This window comes from Cellvibrio fibrivorans, from assembly GCF_031457055.1.
GTDB lineage: Bacteria > Pseudomonadota > Gammaproteobacteria > Pseudomonadales > Cellvibrionaceae > Cellvibrio > Cellvibrio fibrivorans.
Map to the genome: position 1 here is coordinate 501,122 of NZ_JAVDVX010000003.1, position 18,260 is coordinate 519,381.

16 protein-coding genes are annotated in these 18,260 nt (G+C 47.8%); 5 read left to right on the top strand and 11 right to left on the bottom strand.

The features are described 5' to 3' along the window. Window positions 1-41: 41 nt before the first annotated feature. The 3 genes from J2X05_RS10725 to J2X05_RS10735 all read right to left on the bottom strand — a co-directional run bounded on the left by J2X05_RS10725 (window position 42) and on the right by J2X05_RS10735 (window position 4,593). A complete protein-coding gene (locus tag J2X05_RS10725; protein ID WP_310072275.1) occupies window positions 42-830 on the bottom strand; it encodes a protease inhibitor BamI-like protein in 789 nt (262 codons plus the stop codon). Window positions 831-920: 90 nt separating this feature from the next. Next, window positions 921-2,309, bottom strand: coding sequence for a carbohydrate-binding protein (locus J2X05_RS10730; RefSeq protein WP_310072277.1), 1,389 nt, complete (start codon window positions 2,307-2,309; stop codon window positions 921-923). A gap of 556 nt (window positions 2,310-2,865) precedes the next feature. Beyond that, a complete protein-coding gene (locus tag J2X05_RS10735) occupies window positions 2,866-4,593 on the bottom strand; it encodes a proline--tRNA ligase (RefSeq protein WP_310072279.1) in 1,728 nt (575 codons plus the stop codon). Between the two features lie 126 nt (window positions 4,594-4,719). Here J2X05_RS10735 and J2X05_RS10740 point away from each other — a divergent pair, with 126 nt between their 5' ends. Further along, window positions 4,720-5,142, top strand: coding sequence for an HIT domain-containing protein (locus tag J2X05_RS10740; RefSeq protein WP_310072281.1), 423 nt, complete (start codon window positions 4,720-4,722; stop codon window positions 5,140-5,142). 66 nt (window positions 5,143-5,208) lie between these two features. Here J2X05_RS10740 and J2X05_RS10745 read toward each other — a convergent pair whose 3' ends face one another. From J2X05_RS10745 to J2X05_RS10780, 8 genes are all read right to left on the bottom strand, one after another. After that, window positions 5,209-5,691, bottom strand: a complete 483-nt coding sequence (locus J2X05_RS10745; RefSeq protein WP_310072283.1) for an HU family DNA-binding protein — start codon at window positions 5,689-5,691, stop codon at window positions 5,209-5,211. A 345-nt stretch (window positions 5,692-6,036) separates the two neighbouring features. Continuing rightward, window positions 6,037-6,537 carry a DUF7931 domain-containing protein gene (locus J2X05_RS10750; RefSeq protein WP_310072285.1) on the bottom strand — a complete coding sequence of 167 codons (501 nt, stop codon included), beginning with the start codon at window positions 6,535-6,537 and terminating at the stop codon, window positions 6,037-6,039. 12 nt (window positions 6,538-6,549) lie between these two features. Next, window positions 6,550-6,996: a GNAT family N-acetyltransferase gene (locus tag J2X05_RS10755; protein ID WP_310072287.1), complete on the bottom strand. Its 447-nt coding sequence runs from the start codon at window positions 6,994-6,996 to the stop codon at window positions 6,550-6,552. Window position 6,997: 1 nt separating this feature from the next. Then, on the bottom strand, window positions 6,998-8,152 hold the full coding sequence (locus J2X05_RS10760; RefSeq protein ID WP_310072289.1) for a ribosomal protein uL16 3-hydroxylase: 1,155 nt from the start codon (window positions 8,150-8,152) through the stop codon (window positions 6,998-7,000). A 73-nt stretch (window positions 8,153-8,225) separates the two neighbouring features. Further along, window positions 8,226-9,605, bottom strand: a complete 1,380-nt coding sequence (purB, locus tag J2X05_RS10765; protein WP_310072291.1) for an adenylosuccinate lyase — start codon at window positions 9,603-9,605, stop codon at window positions 8,226-8,228. 64 nt (window positions 9,606-9,669) lie between these two features. Continuing rightward, window positions 9,670-10,293 (bottom strand): high frequency lysogenization protein HflD, encoded by a 624-nt coding sequence (gene hflD / locus J2X05_RS10770; protein WP_310072292.1) that lies wholly within the window; start codon window positions 10,291-10,293, stop codon window positions 9,670-9,672. A 43-nt stretch (window positions 10,294-10,336) separates the two neighbouring features. Further along, a complete protein-coding gene (gene mnmA / locus J2X05_RS10775; RefSeq protein WP_310072294.1) occupies window positions 10,337-11,470 on the bottom strand; it encodes a tRNA 2-thiouridine(34) synthase MnmA in 1,134 nt (377 codons plus the stop codon). Window positions 11,471-11,534: 64 nt separating this feature from the next. Further along, entirely contained in the window at window positions 11,535-11,972 is a 438-nt protein-coding gene (locus tag J2X05_RS10780; RefSeq protein ID WP_310072296.1) for an NUDIX hydrolase, read from the bottom strand. 153 nt (window positions 11,973-12,125) lie between these two features. Between J2X05_RS10780 and J2X05_RS10785 the strand changes: the two genes are divergently transcribed. The 4 genes from J2X05_RS10785 to apbC all read left to right on the top strand — a co-directional run bounded on the left by J2X05_RS10785 (window position 12,126) and on the right by apbC (window position 18,228). Beyond that, a complete protein-coding gene (locus J2X05_RS10785; RefSeq protein WP_310072298.1) occupies window positions 12,126-12,578 on the top strand; it encodes a hypothetical protein in 453 nt (150 codons plus the stop codon). 387 nt (window positions 12,579-12,965) lie between these two features. Beyond that, window positions 12,966-14,090, top strand: coding sequence for an efflux RND transporter periplasmic adaptor subunit (locus J2X05_RS10790; protein ID WP_310072300.1), 1,125 nt, complete (start codon window positions 12,966-12,968; stop codon window positions 14,088-14,090). 94 nt (window positions 14,091-14,184) lie between these two features. Further along, window positions 14,185-17,265: an efflux RND transporter permease subunit gene (locus tag J2X05_RS10795; protein ID WP_310072301.1), complete on the top strand. Its 3,081-nt coding sequence runs from the start codon at window positions 14,185-14,187 to the stop codon at window positions 17,263-17,265. 108 nt (window positions 17,266-17,373) lie between these two features. Next, window positions 17,374-18,228: an iron-sulfur cluster carrier protein ApbC gene (apbC, locus tag J2X05_RS10800; protein ID WP_310072302.1), complete on the top strand. Its 855-nt coding sequence runs from the start codon at window positions 17,374-17,376 to the stop codon at window positions 18,226-18,228. Window positions 18,229-18,260 lie beyond the last annotated feature (32 nt).

The following is an 18,260-nucleotide window of genomic DNA, read 5'->3' on the forward strand; positions in this document are numbered from 1 at the left end:
GTGTATCGGCTCTGTATAGAAGAGCCGATATTTTTTCCACATCATTGATGGTTATGCGGTGTGCCTTGGTTGTTGGAGTAGTTGGGATCTACATCGGCAGGATGTATAGCGTCGCTCACTGATGTGTCTGTTTTAAACAACAATTGGCTCGATGCAACCCAACCTTTGTCACCATGGGCTTGGATAACGTAGTGACCATCCGGTGTATCCAACCCCCCCACTGTTAATTGTTCTCCGCGCGTAAAACTCACACTGTATTTTTGTCCGTCATCCCCCTGTATATGGCCGTGCCAGCTGATGCTGTTGTAATCGTGCTTCTCTACTTTATCGATAGTCACTTTATAATCTTTGGCATTTTCATCTACGCGGACATTGATCTGGTCACCGGGCATTAATGTTTCAATTTTTAAGCTATCCAATTCGATAAATTGACGGCCATCGGTAAATTCTTCTGGCTGCAATGGCAGTTCGCGGGGAATGTCTTCCGTTGGCGTCCAACTGCTAGTGCGATTGACTGCAGCGGCAACTTCACTATTGGAAAATTGCTGATTGGGCCTGCGTTGTTGCATAGCCGCCAAGCGCTCTTGTAGTTCAGGCGCGATTGTCTGTTCATCCGCTGATGATGCACTTGAGGAGTTCTGTGCTGTGCGTTGATTATTTAACTGACTATCATCATCAACAACACTAGGGGACGATTTTTGTATGGTTACCGCCGGGTCGATAATATTTGTCGGCGCATCTTCTAATGGTTGGGCAAAAAAATACACGACGCCCATTACAATCCCGCCAGCAATTACTGTTTTTAGCCAAAAATGTCGTTGGGTTTGCATAACTCTTTCGCTCATTATTGTTGTGGTGAGAATATAAATCGCGGAATAGGCATCAGGAATCGATGCCTATTCCACGTGTACAAGCTTGCGTTAGCGTTTGATACGAATCCAGTTAATATTCCATCCACCGGTTTTGGCAAACACGCCAAAATTATAAGTGCCTGCATTCATATTGACGGTTTGTGTAACGGTGGTCCAATTTTGCCAACCGCCGGTTGCCGGTATGGCTACTTCACCCAACAGAATTCCACCACCATTTAAATCGGCTGAGAGTCTGCCGCCACTTGGGCTCGCAACACGGTATTCAATCGTGTAGGTGCCGGTCGTTGGAATGGTGATATTGCTGTAAGCCATCCAATCATTTGCCTCAATCCAACCCACATTTTGGCCGCCGCCGGTATCGGTAGTAGCTTCAGTTTGCACACCGTTGTTAGCAAAATAATTTTCAGCCTGGATCAAAATATTAACGCCGCCGCTCGCCGCCACGACAATCGAACTGGCAGTATCGTTAAATCCTTCATTCACCAGGCAGTTATCGTCACCGGTTTTAGTGATGGAGTTGCCGCTGAAATTGTCATTTTGATAGAGCGTAATACTGTGACCCGCTTGAACGCGGAGCGATGAAATATCATCGTTGATAATGCCGCGCGCTTGCAATTGACCCAGTGTGTACCTGCCAACTGGTAAGCCAACGTTGTAGCCACCGTAGTCGCAATGCTGTGAAACTTGTACCGGACCAGAAGCACCTGCGGTTGGGCGGAAGCCTGCGATTTCGTCGCGGACATTGTGAATAGCCAGTGCGCCGTAAGCTTCATTGGCTTGTCCCACGGCTATACCACAGGGTAGTCCGCGGCAGGTGAGATTGGGGTTGGAGAAACGATTGACGCGCGTAGTATTAAATACGCCTTCGTAGGCCATGATATCGACGAATACGTTATCCACCCCGTAACCAACACCATAACGGAAACGTGCACCTGATTGGTCACCCTGTTTGCGGGAGTGATTCAATCCCATGTTGTGCCCCAGCTCATGCGCCATGACGATAGGGCCGCAACCCGGTGCTGTAACGTTCCATGTCCAGTTTTTATCGACAGCCACGTAGCCAACACCACAAGCGCCTTTTTGGTGAAGTTGGGATACAAAGTCTGCTCCCAATTGGTCGCGCAGGGCGATGGCGGCACTGTTAAGGCGCAGGTTGCCCAATACCGCACCCATGTCGGCGCCCGCTTGCTCCATTTCACGCACACCGACCAAACGTAGTTGCACGTCGATCTGGCTGTCGGCATAAGCCGCATTCATTTGATTTACCCAACTGTTCATTGCAGTTTGTGGATCGCCACCAAAATAGTTTTTGGAGAAATTATCGTAGAGGACCAGTAAATCAACGGTGGCCGCTTGTGCGGTGCTAGCAAGTGCACAGCTAGTGATGCCGGCAAACAACAAATGCCTGGCGGTATTTTTTACGCGATGAAAGTTCATTGCATTTCCTCTCAATTATTGTGTGATGAGTCTATCAATGCGAAATAAATCCGATACCTCGATCGCCCATTGATCGTGTAAGTCGAATTTTTAGGGAGGCATGGAATATTTTTATCGTGATATCAGCTTAAAAAAACAATACAACCATGCGTACAGCGAGGCCAAGTTAACACTCATGCTTGAAGGGGCGTTGCAACCTGCGTCACAGCGTTTTAAAGGTGCCAGTTAATAATTAAAGTGGGAATTCTTCTGGAGAAGTTCGATTTTTTTTAAGCGAATGCCACTTTATGAAGTGGTACAAAAAGCCGATTTTTTATGCGTAACTGCACACTATAAGCGGACTTTGCACAACAATTTATTGCGACCAAAACACACAAGGTTTGAGCACTGAGATTTCGGGAATTCTTGTCGAAGTGGATGGCGGAGAAAAAATAAGTACGACTTTTCACTGCAGAAGAGAAATGTGCGTTAGTCGATGCTATTGTGAGTTCTATCTAGAGGGCCGGGATGACGATGTGCCCCCTTGATAATTCAAGGGGGCACAGACAAGGTTGGTTTACACTTTCACAGTGGCTTTCAGGAAGTTCACAATATCGTTTACCGGAATTTCCTGTTTCTCCGCATCACGACGCCCTTTGTATTCGATGCTACCAGCCTCCAGCCCGCGATCGCCAATCACAATGCGATGTGGGATACCCATCAAGTCGGTATCTGCCAACATGGTTCCGAGACGTGCCTTGTCTTCATCCATCAACAAGACATCCAAGCCTGCCTCTTGCAGTTGTGTATAAAGCTCTTCGCATTTGGCGGCAACAGCTGGGGATTTCTGCATGTTGATCGGCACTATGGCGATATGGAAAGGTGCAATGGAATCTGCCCAGATAATACCGTTTTCATCAAAATTCTGTTCGATGGCCGAGGCGACAACGCGAGTTACGCCAATACCATAACAACCCATAATCATGGTTTGCTCTTTACCGTTGACATCCAAGACCTTGGCTTTCATCGCTTCAGAATATTTAGTACCGAGTTGGAATATGTGGCCAACTTCAATACCGCGTTTAATTTCCAATGTGCCTTTACCGCAAGGGCTTGGGTCACCGGTCACTACATTGCGGATATCGGCAACCAGCGGTGCAGTCGCGTCGCGTTCCCAATTTACACCCGTCAGGTGGAAGCCATCTTTATTGGCACCGCAGACAAAATCCGAGAGGTGCGCAGCCGAGTGGTCAACAATCACGGCGATCTTCAGACCGACTGGACCCAGTGAACCTACGCCAACACCCAACTCCGCTTTGATGCGCGCTTCAGGTGCCAGTGTCAGTGGTGATGCGATACCGGTTAATTTCTCTGCTTTGATCTCGTTGAGTTCGTGGTCGCCACGTAATACCAGCGCTACCAGCGGCTGAGTTTTATCTTCGCGTACTTCACCCAGCACGATCAGGGTTTTTACCGTTTGTTGCGGGCTGACTTTCAGGAACTCACAGACTTCATCGATACTGTGTTTGCCTGGTGTTGCGACTTCCTGCATCACGTGTTGTGCAGCGGTGCGTGGTGTCGAAGGTGGCAGAGCTTCGGCTTTTTCGATATTGGCGGCGTAGTCGCTGGCGTTACTGAACGCAATATCGTCCTCACCACTGTCGGCCAATACATGGAATTCATGGGAGAAGGCGCCACCGATTGAGCCGGTATCGGCCAATACCGGGCGGAATTGCAATCCCAAGCGGGTGAAGATATTGCAGTAGGTCGCATGCATCACATCGTAAGTTTCTTGCAGGGACTCAGTGCTGGTGTGGAAGGAATAAGCATCCTTCATGATAAATTCGCGCGAGCGCATTACGCCAAAACGTGGACGTATTTCATCGCGGAATTTGGTTTGGATTTGGTAAAAATTGGCCGGCAATTGTTTGTAGCTTCTGATCTCATTGCGGATCAAATCGGTAATCACTTCCTCGTGGGTTGGGCCGAGGCAAAAAGGGCGATCATGGCGATCAGTCATGCGCAGTAGCTCCGGGCCGTATTGCTGCCAGCGACCCGACTCTTCCCATAATTCTGCGGGTTGTACTACCGGCATCAACACTTCCATCGCGCCGGATTTATTCATTTCTTCGCGTACAATTTTTTCGACTTTACGCAGTACGCGCAAACCCATCGGCAACCAGTTATAAAGGCCTGAGGCCATTTTGCGGATCATGCCCGCGCGCAGCATCAATTGATGGCTGATAACTTCCGCATCTGAAGGTGTTTCTTTAAGTGTGGCAATTAAAAATCGGCTGGAACGCATAGTTATGACTTCTTGGTAGCTATAATGGGTTTCAAAGCCGCTTATTCTACGGCGGTTGGAGATATTGGTATAGCGCCTCGGGTGCTCCAGTGTCTATCTCTTGTCAAATAAAAGAAGGAAGGCACCATGTTTGAACTTCATCCTCGTCTTGCCCAAGACTCTATCGTTATCGGCGAATTTGATTTATCGCTACTGCTGCTAAGCCGTGATGCTAATTATCCCTGGTGCATTTTGGTGCCCAAGCGCGAGGACGTGTATGAGATACATCACTTGGCAGAAGATGAGCAGCTGCAGTTGATTCGGGAGTCTTGTCGTTTGTCAGAGGTGATGACCAGCGTGTTTGATGCCGACAAAATGAATGTGGCGGCACTTGGCAACGTGGTGCGCCAGCTCCATATTCATCATATTGCTCGCTTTACCGACGACCCGGCATGGCCTCAACCGATTTGGGGTAAGCTCCCCGCAAAAGAATACACGGCGGATGAATTTGCTGAGCGCATCAAGCGCTTGCAAAATGCATTGGTGGGTGAAGGGTTTAGGGTTTTATAGATTGATTTGAGTATCAATAAAAAGCCCCGCTGTTGCGGGGCTTTTTGTGCAAGAAGCAGCGAGTATTTAAACAGCCATTTCTTTCAGTTTTTTCAGCGGGCGCACTTTTACAGAGGTGCTCGCTGGTTTGGCTTTGAACATCACTTCTTCGCCAGTGAAGGGGTTGATACCTTTGCGTGCTTTAGTGGCGGGCTTCTTAACGGTGGTAATTTTCAACAGGCCAGGGAATACGAATTCGCCCACGCCTTTCTTCTTGATGTGGCCTTCGATAATGTTGGTCAACTCGTCTAATACTGCTTGAACTTGTTTTTTGCTCAGTTCGGTTGAGTCAGCAATTTGTTGCAACATTTGGGTTTTGTTTTGGCGTTCAGCAATCGGCTTAACAACAGCGGGAGCAGCTTTAACAGCAGGTGCTTTTTTAGCAGCGGCTTTTGGTGCTGGTGCTTTTTTAGCGGCAGCTTTTGGTGCGGCTTTAGGGGCAGCAGCTTTAGCAGCAGGTGCTTTTTTAGCTGGAGCAGCTTTAGGGGCAGCAGGTTTTTTGGCGGCCATATTGGTTTCCTTCTATTTATTGATGAGTGGGTATGCTTATCTTTTGAACAAAGATGCTCGTGTAGTAATAGCGTAGTAACTAACTATAGTCACTACGTATAGCAACAACGTGAATTGCAGAGTCTGGTTGATCCTGGCAATACTCGTACAACAACTTTTATAACAAAAAGCCCTGCATTTGTAGGCTTAAACGGCCCTAAACGCGGATTGACGCTATATATATAGGATAAAAAAGTAATCGGCAACAAAAAATACGCTGCTTTTCCGGCAAAAACTGCTTTTTTTACGCGTTGTGAAGTTTGGCAACAGTTTTTATGGGTATTACCGGGGGGTAGGGCTTGCAGCTTAAATGTGCAGCACTTGGAATTCAGGCTCAAGTTCGCCATATTGCCAGAGGTAATTGAATTCCTCGCGCAAGGACTTTATTTCACTGGCGGCGGCACTATTAAAAAAACCGCGATACAGTGCATCGTCGTTTTTATAGAGTAGCTTGTCAGTATCACCGAGCATAAAACCCATTTCTTTATTGTTGGGCTCAACGGTCATTTTACGCACGAGGATTTTGGATGAAAGTCGCTGCGCAAGCCGCACAAGCAAGTGCCCGGTTTCGATCGCGGGTTTGGTATCTTTAATCAATATTTGCATTTGTGCATTGCGACTGGAACGCACAAAGTCTGATAAGTGCTGTACGCATTCTGGTGTGGCGTAGACAAGTGCATCCAGGTCACGTGTGAGAATGGCGATTGAACGGCGACTTTGCGTGATCAATTGTTCGCTATAAGTGCGAAAATCCGAAATTCCATCCAACAGCCACAGCGTATCACTTGCTGATGATTGTTCAGCCATTTTATTGCTCCTTTAGTGCGGTAGATACATACGGACATGAGGTATTCCTGCATCCATAAATTCATGTCCTTCTGCAATAAAACCCAATGCTTCGTAAAAATGGCGGCGTTCAGTCTGCGCGTGTAAATAAATGTGATTCGCGGGCGCTGTTTTTTTGCAATAAGCGATTACAAACTGCATCAATTGATGGCCGATACCTTGGTTGCGAAAAGATTCGAGAATGGCAACCCGACCGATGTGATAAAGATTATTTACGCCCGATGGCTCGTGCAATAATCGGGCACAACCTATGGCCTCGTCAGTTGCCGATAAGGCTAAAAAATGCATCGCTTGCTCATCCAATCCATCCCACTCATCTGCTGCAGAAACCTGTTGTTCGTGCATAAAAACATTGGTTCGGATTTTAGTTAAATCCGCTTTATGTTGCTGCCAGCTGGTGGGAATAATTGTGATCAGCATGCTATTCATCGACCAATAAGGTTTCCTGATTGACCAGTTGGGTAATTGCCGCGCGGTTTTGTGGATCTTGCACTAACTCTTTGAGTTCGCGCCAACTAATCTCCACTTCTTTACACACTAACTCAGCCAGCTCGCGCGAACAGCAAATCGCTTCGCCATCGGCAAATAATAAAGTGCCCTTAGCATCGCTGTGGAAAGCGAGGCGAGCCGATGGGTGGCGCCAGAGCAATTCGCCATCGGCGAGGGCTGATTGCCACTCATCGGCATCGATATCCATCGGCTCTTCGTCGGTGTGATCCAGATATTTACGTTCGGTCATAAATTTTCCGAACCAATGGGCGATATTTTCTGCGGTTAAATGTTGTTGCAAAATTTTCTGTACTTGCGAGATAGCTTCAGCACCAATCTCGCCAGGATTATTCTGCAATTTCAAATCCGGGTCGCTAAAGCGCAAATCATCGGCAATAGACAATGCAACCTCCTGGCCGACCTCCGAAATAATATCGGCATGGCTGGGTGCGCGGAAACCGATTGAGTAGGTCATGCAGTCATCGCCTTGCGCATTGCCCCAGTGGGCAATCCCGGGCGGTATATAAAGCATATCGCCCGGTTCAACTACCCATTCGTCAGTAGTGTGGAATTCGCTCAGGATTTTTAAGCGGGTACCTTCAATACGCGGTGAATCGTTATCGCACATCTGACCGATTTTCCAATGGCGTTTCCCCAAACCTTGCAGTAAAAATACATCGTAATAATCAAAGTGTGGACCGACACCGCCCTTATCCGGTGCATAGCTGATCATAATGTCATCCAGACGCCAGTTGGGAATAAAACGAAATGCATCGAGCATTTGGTTTACTTCCGGCACATATTGATCGGCTGCTTGAACTAATAATGTCCAATGACTTTCTGGTAATGTCTCGAAAGTTTTCTCATCAAACGGCCCGTTGCGCAATTCCCAGGGCGTCGCACCTTTTTCCAATACAATGCGCGACTCCACTTCTTCTTCCAACGCCAAACCTGCTAATTCATCGGGTGAAATTGGCGATTCAAAACCGGGAAATGCATTGCGGATCAGCAGTGGTTTTTTTTGCCAGTAATGGCGCAGAAATTCTTCGATGGGCATATCGCCAAGATGGGTGAGTGGTGCGGTCATTTTTAATACCTGAAAATAAAATGGGAATCAAAATAAGAAAGGGCTCTTGAAGAGCCCTTTATTTTTTCACGGTTCAGATCGCCTTGGCTTGATCCACCGCATTGCCAATGTAATTGGCGGGGGTCAAATCGCGCATAGTCTGCTTGGCGTGCTCGGGAATATCCAGCGTTTCAACAAATGCAGCGAGCACCTCGCGATTGATAGTTTGGCCGCGAGTCAGTGCTTTTAATTTCTCATAGGGTTCTGCGACGTTATAGCGACGCATAATGGTTTGGATTGGTTCGGCTAACACTTCCCATGAATTATTCAAATCTTCCGCGAGACGCGCACGGTTGATTTCTAATTTGCTCATCCCTTTTAGCGTTGATGCGTAAGCAATCATGCCGTAACCAAAACCGACGCCCATATTACGCAATACAGTTGAGTCGGTGAGGTCGCGCTGCCAGCGGGAGATTGGCAGTTTTTGTGCGAGGTGGGTGAAAATCGCATTAGCGATCCCCAGGTTACCTTCAGAGTTTTCAAAATCGATCGGGTTCACTTTGTGGGGCATGGTGGAAGATCCCACTTCACCGGCGATGGTCTTTTGTTTGAAGTAACCGAGTGAGATATAACCCCAGATGTCGCGGTCAAAATCGATCACGATGGTATTGAAACGTGCAATCGCGTCAAACAATTCAGCTATGTAATCGTGCGGTTCGATTTGGGTAGTGTAGGGGTTCCAGCTCAAGCCCAAGCTTTCAACAAATTCTTTCGCATTGGTTTGCCAATCTACATCAGGGTAGGCAGACAAGTGTGCATTGTAGTTACCAACGGCGCCATTAATTTTGCCGAGCAATTCCACTTCTTTAATGGTTTTTAACTGGCGACGTAAACGCGCAGCCACGTTCGCCATTTCTTTGCCCACAGTAGTGGGTGATGCGGTTTGGCCGTGAGTGCGGGAGAGCATGGAATCTGCCGCGTAATCGTGTGCGAGTTTGGCGATTCCGTCGATAATGGATTCAGCATCTTTCAGGAATACTTTGCGGCCTTCGCGCAGCATTAATGCGTGCGAGAGGTTATTGATATCTTCCGAGGTACATGCGAAGTGTACAAATTCCAACACGGCCTCGAGTTCAGCATTGCCAGCAAATTTGTTTTTAAGAAAATATTCAACCGCTTTTACATCGTGGTTGGTGGTGCGCTCGATATCTTTTACTGCTTGTGCATCGGCCTCGTTAAAATCAGTAACGATCTTGTCGAGAAATACATTGGTCGCTCCACTGAATGCCGGGACTTCCTGAACACCTTCAAGGCGACTGAGTTGTTGCAACCAGCGAACTTCCACTTCTACGCGGAAACGAATTAATCCGAATTCGCTAAAAATGCTGCGCAGTGCGATGGTTTTGCTACCGTAACGGCCATCAACTGGCGATACAGCATTAAGCGCGTTGAGTGTGTTAAATGAATTGTCCATTGTGTTTCTCGTTTAAAGATTAAAAAATAAAATGCGAATTTGTTCACCGTGTTTTATGAATCAATTACATCCTGCGCAAAAAATCATCGACCTGTTGCGCAATATGCTTACGATAAAACAGGAGTTGCAAGCGGTTGCCGCCAACTTGTCGCCATAAGATTGCCGACCGCACTGAAGCGAGCAGCAGGGCGCGTATTTGGTTGGCGATGCGCTGTTGTTGCAGATAATTGTAGTCGCCATTAACTTGAATGCGAAAACGGAAGGTGCTCAGCGTTTCGGTATAGAGCGTGCCTAAATTGGCGATAACGTTTTCATGGGTAGACGAAAAATGTTGCGCCTGTTGCGCAACTTGCTCCAGACGGCTGCCAATAACGCCGAGCATATCGCGCCGGCCAGCGAGTTTTTTCTGCAGGTGTAGCACACCTAAACCATAGCGCAATGTTTCCCGGTGTTTTTGCGAGCCGGGGCGCAGTAGTTCGCGCATGACTTCGAGCCCGGTACGAAGGTTTTCCAGGTTCCCGCCATAAACGGCGAGTGTGCTCTCAGGGTTGAGGTCGAGCATGCTTTCAATACTGCATTTATAGGCATCGGGCGGGACATGGCCTGTTTTTGCAACCTGTTCCACTAATGCAGTTGCTTGAAATACGCCTGCGAGGGCGAGGGTAATGTCTTGCCAGTTTTTGCTCACGCGAAATTCTCTCAGCTACTTGAAAAGGGATTTGATTTACGGGTTAGCGGTTGTCGGTAGATTCGATCACTGCACCACCGAGGCAGATGTCATGCTCATAAAAAACGACGGACTGGCCCGGTGTTACTGCGCGCTGCGGTTGCGCAAAACCAACATCCAGGGTGCCATCAGCCAACAGGGTTACTACGCACTCCTGATCGGGTTGGCGGTAGCGGGTTTTGGCAGTACAGGTAAAGGTAGATGAGGGCGGGGTGCCATTAATCCAATGGGCCTGCTGGGCAATTAAGTGATCGGTATATAAAAGGGGGTGATCCGTACCTTGCACCACTATCAGCACATTGCGTGTCAAGTCTTTCTGCGCAACGAACCAGGGCTCTTCGTTGGCACCTTTTACGCCGCCAATGCCCAACCCCTGACGCTGGCCAATAGTGTGATACATCAGACCCATATGCTCGCCGATCACCTTGCCGTCTGGGGTTTGAATCTCACCCGGTTGTGCGGGCAGGTACTGTTGCAAAAAGTCTTTAAAGCGGCGCTCGCCGATAAAACAAATCCCGGTGCTGTCCTTTTTGTTGTGAGTAACCAGACCGTGTTCTTCTGCAATCCGGCGTACTTCCGGCTTTTCCAGCTCACCGACAGGAAACAGGGACTTGGCAAATTCAGCTTCGCCCACCGCATGTAAAAAGTAACTTTGGTCTTTGTTGGGGTCTAGGCCTTTCAGCAGATGGGCATGGCCATTGCTGTCGGCCCGGCGCACATAGTGGCCGGTGGCAATCAGCTCGCCACCCAACATGCGCGCGTATTCCATAAAAACTTTGAATTTGATCTCGCGGTTACAGAGAATATCCGGGTTAGGTGTACGCCCGGCCTTGTACTCTTCGAGGAAGTGTTCGAATACGTTATCCCAATATTCCGCTGCAAAATTAGCGGTGTGTAGCTTGATACCAATGCGTTCGCAGACCATTTCGGCATCCGCCAGATCGGCTTTGGCCGTACAGTATTCAGTGCCGTCGTCCTCATCCCAGTTCTTCATGAACAGGCCTTCGACCTGATAGCCCTGTTGTTTCAGGAGCAAGGCAGAGACTGAGGAATCAACACCGCCGGACATTCCAACGATAACTTTTTGGCCCTGGCCTATAGATGAGCCTGAGACGGGGGCGGGAAGAGCGTCTGACATAAGGAGCAACTGCTGGGAAAGGGAAAGGCGGGCATTTTACCCGCCCCGGCCCCTCACTGCCACCTTAGCCGACGACATTGAGGGGAAAGCGGCGCCCTGCAAGGTATTCTTCAATGATTTGCAGGGTCATGGGGCTGCGTAACTGGTCTTTGCGGGCCAGCAGCTCCTCATAGGTCAGCCAGACGGCTTCAATGATGCCGGTATCCAAAGTACGCGCTGCATCATGACTGACGACGTTGGCAATAAACGTGGTGCGGAAGTAGGTAATGCCATTGCTGGGCGCGGTATACAAATTCACACCTACTACACCAGTCAACTCCACAATCCAACCTGTCTCTTCCAAGGTCTCGCGAATTGCCGCTTCTTTTAATGTCTCGTTAGGGTCTAAATGGCCAGCCGGTTGGTTGTAAACTTTTTTGCCATCGGCCTCTTCGTACACCATTAAAAAACGATTATCGCGTTCAATAATGGTGGCGACGGTTACGTGGGGTGCCCAGGTCATAAATATTCCTTGGAAAAATCGAAAGAGCGCAAATCCTAGCAGACTTATCGCTAAATTCAGCGAGTTTCATTTGTTGATTTTTAGTCGGTTCTTTGGTTGAATCCGCCTAATCACGGACCGACATTAATCAACACATACAGCAAGGATGTTTATATGACCGCCACTGCATTAATTTTTTATCCTGAACCCTATGTTGGTTTTAATAAAACTCAATTGATTGAGCGCCATCTGTCTGCGGCAGGGGTGATAGGTTCAAAATTCAAATCTTCTTCTTTCTTTTCGGCTGGGCAAAATTTCCGCCATTTTATTCCCAAAGTTGATTCTATTCATAAATACCATTACGGCCTTATTCGTATCCAGATCCAAGCGGTTGGTGGGTGGGTAAAAGTGGCAGGTAGGGCAGCAATTCTGGATTGCTCAAACGTGGTTCTGGTGGAGGGCGATATCATCGGGTATCCGCTTGAACGGTATGCGGCCCTTCGTGAATTGCTTGCTCAAATTACCGGTGACCACTACGAGGTAGGTATTGTTCATGATCCTTTGGGGGGCGGTGTATCTGAGCCGGAGAGCAATTACTGCATTACCACCGCCGAGTTGGTCGATTGAGCTTTTATCATCCTTCATAACGGGCGATTAGTTCTGCTGACAGGTCTTGTCACTCCATTGTGGAGAATAGCGGCATCATTGAATGATGAATGTCATAACTTTGTGTTATGCCTAACAATTCGTTGGACAATGATCAAAAAGGGAATATTATTTGCCAACCGACCAGATGGTCGGCTGGTTTTCTCTGACAGCTAAAGCGGATAGGTCACTTTTACACTTTGTGACACTTGTTGGTTTTGGTTTTATATGTGGCTGTGCAACAATTCTTCAGCTGAAAAATGCCGAAGTTATGGTTGGGATACCTACGGTTTATCACCTCCTCCCTCCGTAGTCGCTTGCCAACCCCATATTTTTGAATCCTCTCTCCTCTCAATGGTTCTTCATCTTATGAACAATGCGAAATCAATCGGTATTGCTGTTGCAAGCCTTCTAGGAATTGTGTTGGTTGTCGGCGGCATCAAAGGCGGTCAAATTGCCGCTATGGTGGAGGCCGGCGAGAATACCCCTGCACCTTCTGAGACTGTCAGCACGTTCACCACGGAAATTCAAAAGTGGCCTAATAGCTATACGGCGATGGGTACGGTAGAAGCCTCCGAAGGTATTGTGATTGCCGCCGAAGTTGCCGGTAAGGTGAAAGAGATACGCTTTAAATCCGGTGAACAAGTTAAAAAAGGTACTGTGATTCTGGTACAAGAGTCGGGTAATGAGCAATCGCAACTGAGCGCCGCGGAAGCGCGTCTGCGTTTGGCTAAATCAAATCATGAACGGTTAGTGGAGCTTCGCAAACGTAATACTGTTTCGCAAAGCGAACTCGATACTGCCGTTCAGCAAATGGAATCTGCTGAAGGCGATGTAGGCGATTTGAAAGCTACTCTCGAGAAAAAAATAGTGCGCGCGCCCTTCGATGGGCGCTTGGGCATTCGTCAAGTGGACTTGGGGGAGGATCTACAAGTCGGTGGCGAAATTGTATCTTTACAAGCGACTAATAGTGTGCGCGTCAATTTCCCCGTACCGCAATTCTGGTTGGTACAAATGAATCGCGGTTTGCCAGTTGAAGTCAACGTGGGCGATGGCTCTGATGCGACAATTACCGGTGAAATTACGGCGATTGGTGCAGAGATCAGTTCAGTAACCCGTAATGCAATTGTGCAATCCTATTTGCAAAACGAAAAAAATCAGTTGATTCCCGGCATGGCAGTTGAAACCAAAGTGACTTTGTCTGATCCGCAGGAAGTATTGGCTGTTCCAAGTACAGCAGTCATTTATGCGCCCTTCGGTGATACGGTTTTTGTAATTGAAGCCGGTGAAAAAGCCGGCACATTTAAAGCGCGTCAACAATTTGTACGCTTGGGTAAGGCACGCGGCGATTTTGTTGAAATCGTTGATGGCTTGAAAGTGGGTGATGTAGTTGCCAGTGCAGGCGCATTCAAATTGTTGAATGGACAAGCGGTAACGGTAAGTGCATTGCCAACACCGGAGTTCAAGCTCGAACCAACCCCAGCTGATAGTTAGTATTTGATTACCTGCTCGCTCCTCATTGTGGAGCGAGTGACAAGATCACACGCTTTACTTACTCCATAAGCCAAAAAGCCCATGAGCCTAACTTATGAAATTTACTGATATTTTTATCAAACGGCCGGTACTTGCCATAGTGGTGAGCCTGCTTATTTTAATTTTGGGTATACAGGCAGGCTCCAACCTGACTGTGCGTCAATATCCCCGTAGTGATATTTCCGTCATTATCATCAACACCGTTTATGTTGGTGCTAACGCAGAATTGGTGCGTGGATTCATTACTACTCCGATTGAGCGCGCGATTGCCTCCGCGGGTGGTATTGATTACATCGAATCGCAAAGTGCGATGGGTATGTCGACCGTCACTGCGCACTTGCGTTTGAATTACGACCCACTGAAAGCCATGACTGAAATTTCGGCCAAGGTGAATCAGGTGCGTGGTGATTTACCACCAGAAGCGGAAGTGCCTGCGATTCGTATCGAGGCAGCGGATTCTCAATTTGCTGCTGCCTACTTAAGTTTCAGCTCTGAAATTCTTGAACAAAACCAAATCACTGATTTTTTAACCCGCTCGATCCAACCGCGTTTAACGGCCGTTGCAGGTGTACAAAAAGCTGACGTGTTGGGTGGTAGAACTTTTGCTATGCGTATTTGGTTGAAGCCAGAACGCATGGCGGCGTTAAACGTAACACCAGTACAAGTGCGTGCTGCATTAGCGGCCAATAACGTGCAAGCAGCAGTAGGGCAAACTCGAGGTACCTATACTCAGGTTAATTTACGCGCTGATACTGATTTAAAAAGTGTCGATGAATTTAAGCAGCTAGTTATTCGCAACTCTGCTGATGGCATTATCCGGTTAAGTGATATTGCTGACGTCGCATTAGGCGCAGAGAATTACGACACAGTTGTTAACTACTCAGGCGATACTGCGGTATTTATGGGGGTATGGGTTGCACCCAATGCAAACGCATTGGATGTAATGAAAGCGGTCAATAAGGAAATGGAAGCGATTAAGGCAGAATTGCCGACAGGTTTATCCGGCACAGTTGCCTATGACTCAACAGAGTATATCGACGCCGCGATTCATGAAGTAATCAAAACCCTCTCGGAAACCCTGTTGATTATTGTGATAGTAATCTTCTTATTCCTTGGGTTTAGCCGCTCGGTCATCATTCCGGTATTGGCGATTCCACTGTCGTTAGTCGGCGCATTATTTATTATGCAGGTCTGCGGTTTCTCCCTGAACTTGCTCACGCTACTCTCAATCGTACTTTGCGTAGGTTTGGTTGTGGATGATGCGATTGTGATGGTGGAAAACATCGAACGCCATATTCAGGAGGGGATGAAACCTTTCCCTGCCGCAATTATTTCCGCACGTGAATTGGCGGGCCCCATTTTGGCGATGACAGTAACACTGGCTTCTGTGTACATTCCAATCGGTTTACAAGGCGGTTTGATCGGGTCATTGTTTCGTGAGTTTGCGATAACACTTGCAGGAGCAGTGACAATTTCCGCGATTGTTGCAATTACTTTGTCGCCGATGTTGGGGTCGCGCATGTTGAAACCCCACACTGGACTGAAGGCTCCGCTGGAAAAACCTTTTGAGCGTTTCCGCGAATGGTACGGGCGCAAGCTGGAAGTCAGCTTGCAGAATCGTGCGGGTGTTTATGTTTTCTGGATAGGTATCACTTTACTGTGCTTTCCTCTATACAACATGTCACCTAAAGAATTGGCACCAACAGAAGACCAAGGTGTTATTTTCGGAATAGTAGATGCCCAGGCCAACTCAACCGTCGATCAGGCTTCGCATTATGGTAAGCAAGTTAATGAAGTATTTATGGCTGTTCCGGAAACAGCGTTTACTTTTCAATTGACGTTTCCCACCGGTGGTTTTTCCGGCATGGTAACTAAACCTTGGGAAGATCGTGATCGTGATGTGTTTGAGATAATGCCGGAAGTACAACAAAAGTTATCTGCTATTGCCGGTGTGAAAATTCTACCCATTACACCACCTGCATTACCGGGTGGTGGCCAGTTCCCTGTTGAAATCGTATTGGCATCCACAGCGGATATCAAAGAGATCTATGACTATGCATTGAAAGTGCAGGAGATTATGGTGAAGTCCGGTATGTTTTACTTCCAAACGCTGGATGTAAAAGTGGATCAACCGGATTACAAGCTCAGTATTGATCGTGAAAAAGTAGCGGATCTTGGTTTGGATTTGCAGACTGTGACTAACGATGTGGGGACCTTGTTGGGTGGTGGTTATGTCAACCGGTTCAATATGGCTGGGCAAAGCTATAAAGTAATCCCGCAAGTGAAGCGTGTGGAACGATTAAACCCTGATGATTTGGCCAACCTGTATGTTACGGGTCCTGATGGGAACTTGATTCGTTTGGATCAGGTCGCGAGCATTAGTCACTCGACAGAGCCGCGTACGATTAACCGTATGCAACAACTCAACGCAGTGAAAATCAGTGGCGTTCCGGGTGTTCCGTTAGGGCAAGCATTGGCACATGTGGAAACCGAAGCACGTAAGATATTGCCAAAAAGCTACACCATCGATTACACCGGCGAATCGCGTCAGTTGATTCGTGAAGGTAATACCTTTTTGCCGGCGTTCCTGATGGCAATTGTTATGATCTTTTTGGTGTTATCAGCGCAATACAATAGCTTTCGTGATCCACTGGTTATTCTTGCGGGTTCGGTACCTTTGGCGATGTTCGGGGCTCTCTTGTTCACCTTCCTGAAAATACCTATGCCCATTCCGTTCTTTACCAATGGATTCACCAGCACACTGAATATTTATTCACAGGTGGGCTTGGTGACCCTCATGGGCTTGATCGCGCGTAACGGTATTCTGGTGGTGGAATTCGCCAATAAATTGCAGGAGCAGGGTGTCGCCAAGCTTGATGCAATTCGCGAGGCATCCTCGTTGCGTCTGCGTCCGGTGATGATGACTAGCGTCGCGACTATTGCCGGCCATACGCCCTTGATATTTGCGGCAGGTGCAGGTGCGGAGGCGCGCAATGCGATTGGTATTGTGTTAGTGCTCGGTATGACGATTGGTACTTTCTTTACCTTGTTTGTATTGCCCTCGGTGTACATGCTGCTTGCCAAAGATCATCAGCATGATCGCGAAGAGCTTGAGCATTTGGCTGAAGCTAACTAAAGCAGCCGATTACAAAAAAGGGTGCCAATTGGCACCCTTTTTTGTTAGGGTGCGACCAAATTCATTAGCAGAAATTTGAGTGCTGAATAGCGTTACACAGAGGGTTCTATGGCAAGCAATCAAAGTACAACACATCATCAAGCGATCCGGCAGGTAAAAAATATTATCGCGGTTGCATCGGGTAAGGGGGGAGTAGGTAAATCCACTACTGCCGTTAATCTTGCACTGGCGTTAGCAGCAGAAGGTGCGCGGGTAGGTATTTTGGATGCGGATATTTACGGCCCCAGTCAACCGCAAATGTTGGGGGTAGGGCAGCGCCGCCCGGAAGTGGTTGGTGACCAGGGTAAGCAGCAAATGCTACCGATCAATGCTTACGGTATCCAATCGATTTCCATGGGCTATCTGGTTACTGAAGATACTCCAATGCTCTGGCGTGGCCCTATGGCGACGGGAGCGCTGCAGCAATTATTGATGCAAACCCGCTGGGATAATTTGGATTATTTAATCATCGACATGCCCCCAGGTACCGGCGATATACAAATTACGCTCGCCCAAAAAGTACCAGTAACGGGTGCGGTGATTGTTACCACACCACAGGACATAGCTTTGTTGGATGCCAAAAAAGGTATAGAGATGTTCCGCAAAGTCAATGTGCCAATTTTAGGTGTGATTGAAAATATGGCGATTCATATTTGCTCCAACTGCGGCCATGAAGAGCATGTTTTTGGTGAGGGTGGTGGTGAGCGTATTGCACGCGATTATCAAACTGAGTTGTTGGGTTCTTTGCCTTTGGATTTATCCATTCGTGCAGATGCAGACCGGGGTAAGCCTTCAGTGGCTGCTGATCCCGAATCGGCGATTAGCCAAAAATATCGTGCCATTGCACGGAAGTTGGTGGTAAATGTTCAGCAACATTATCTCGCCATGCAAGCATTGCCGGACATTGAAATTTCGGATGATTAATTTGTAGTTTGGTCTGTCCCGAATTTAAAAAA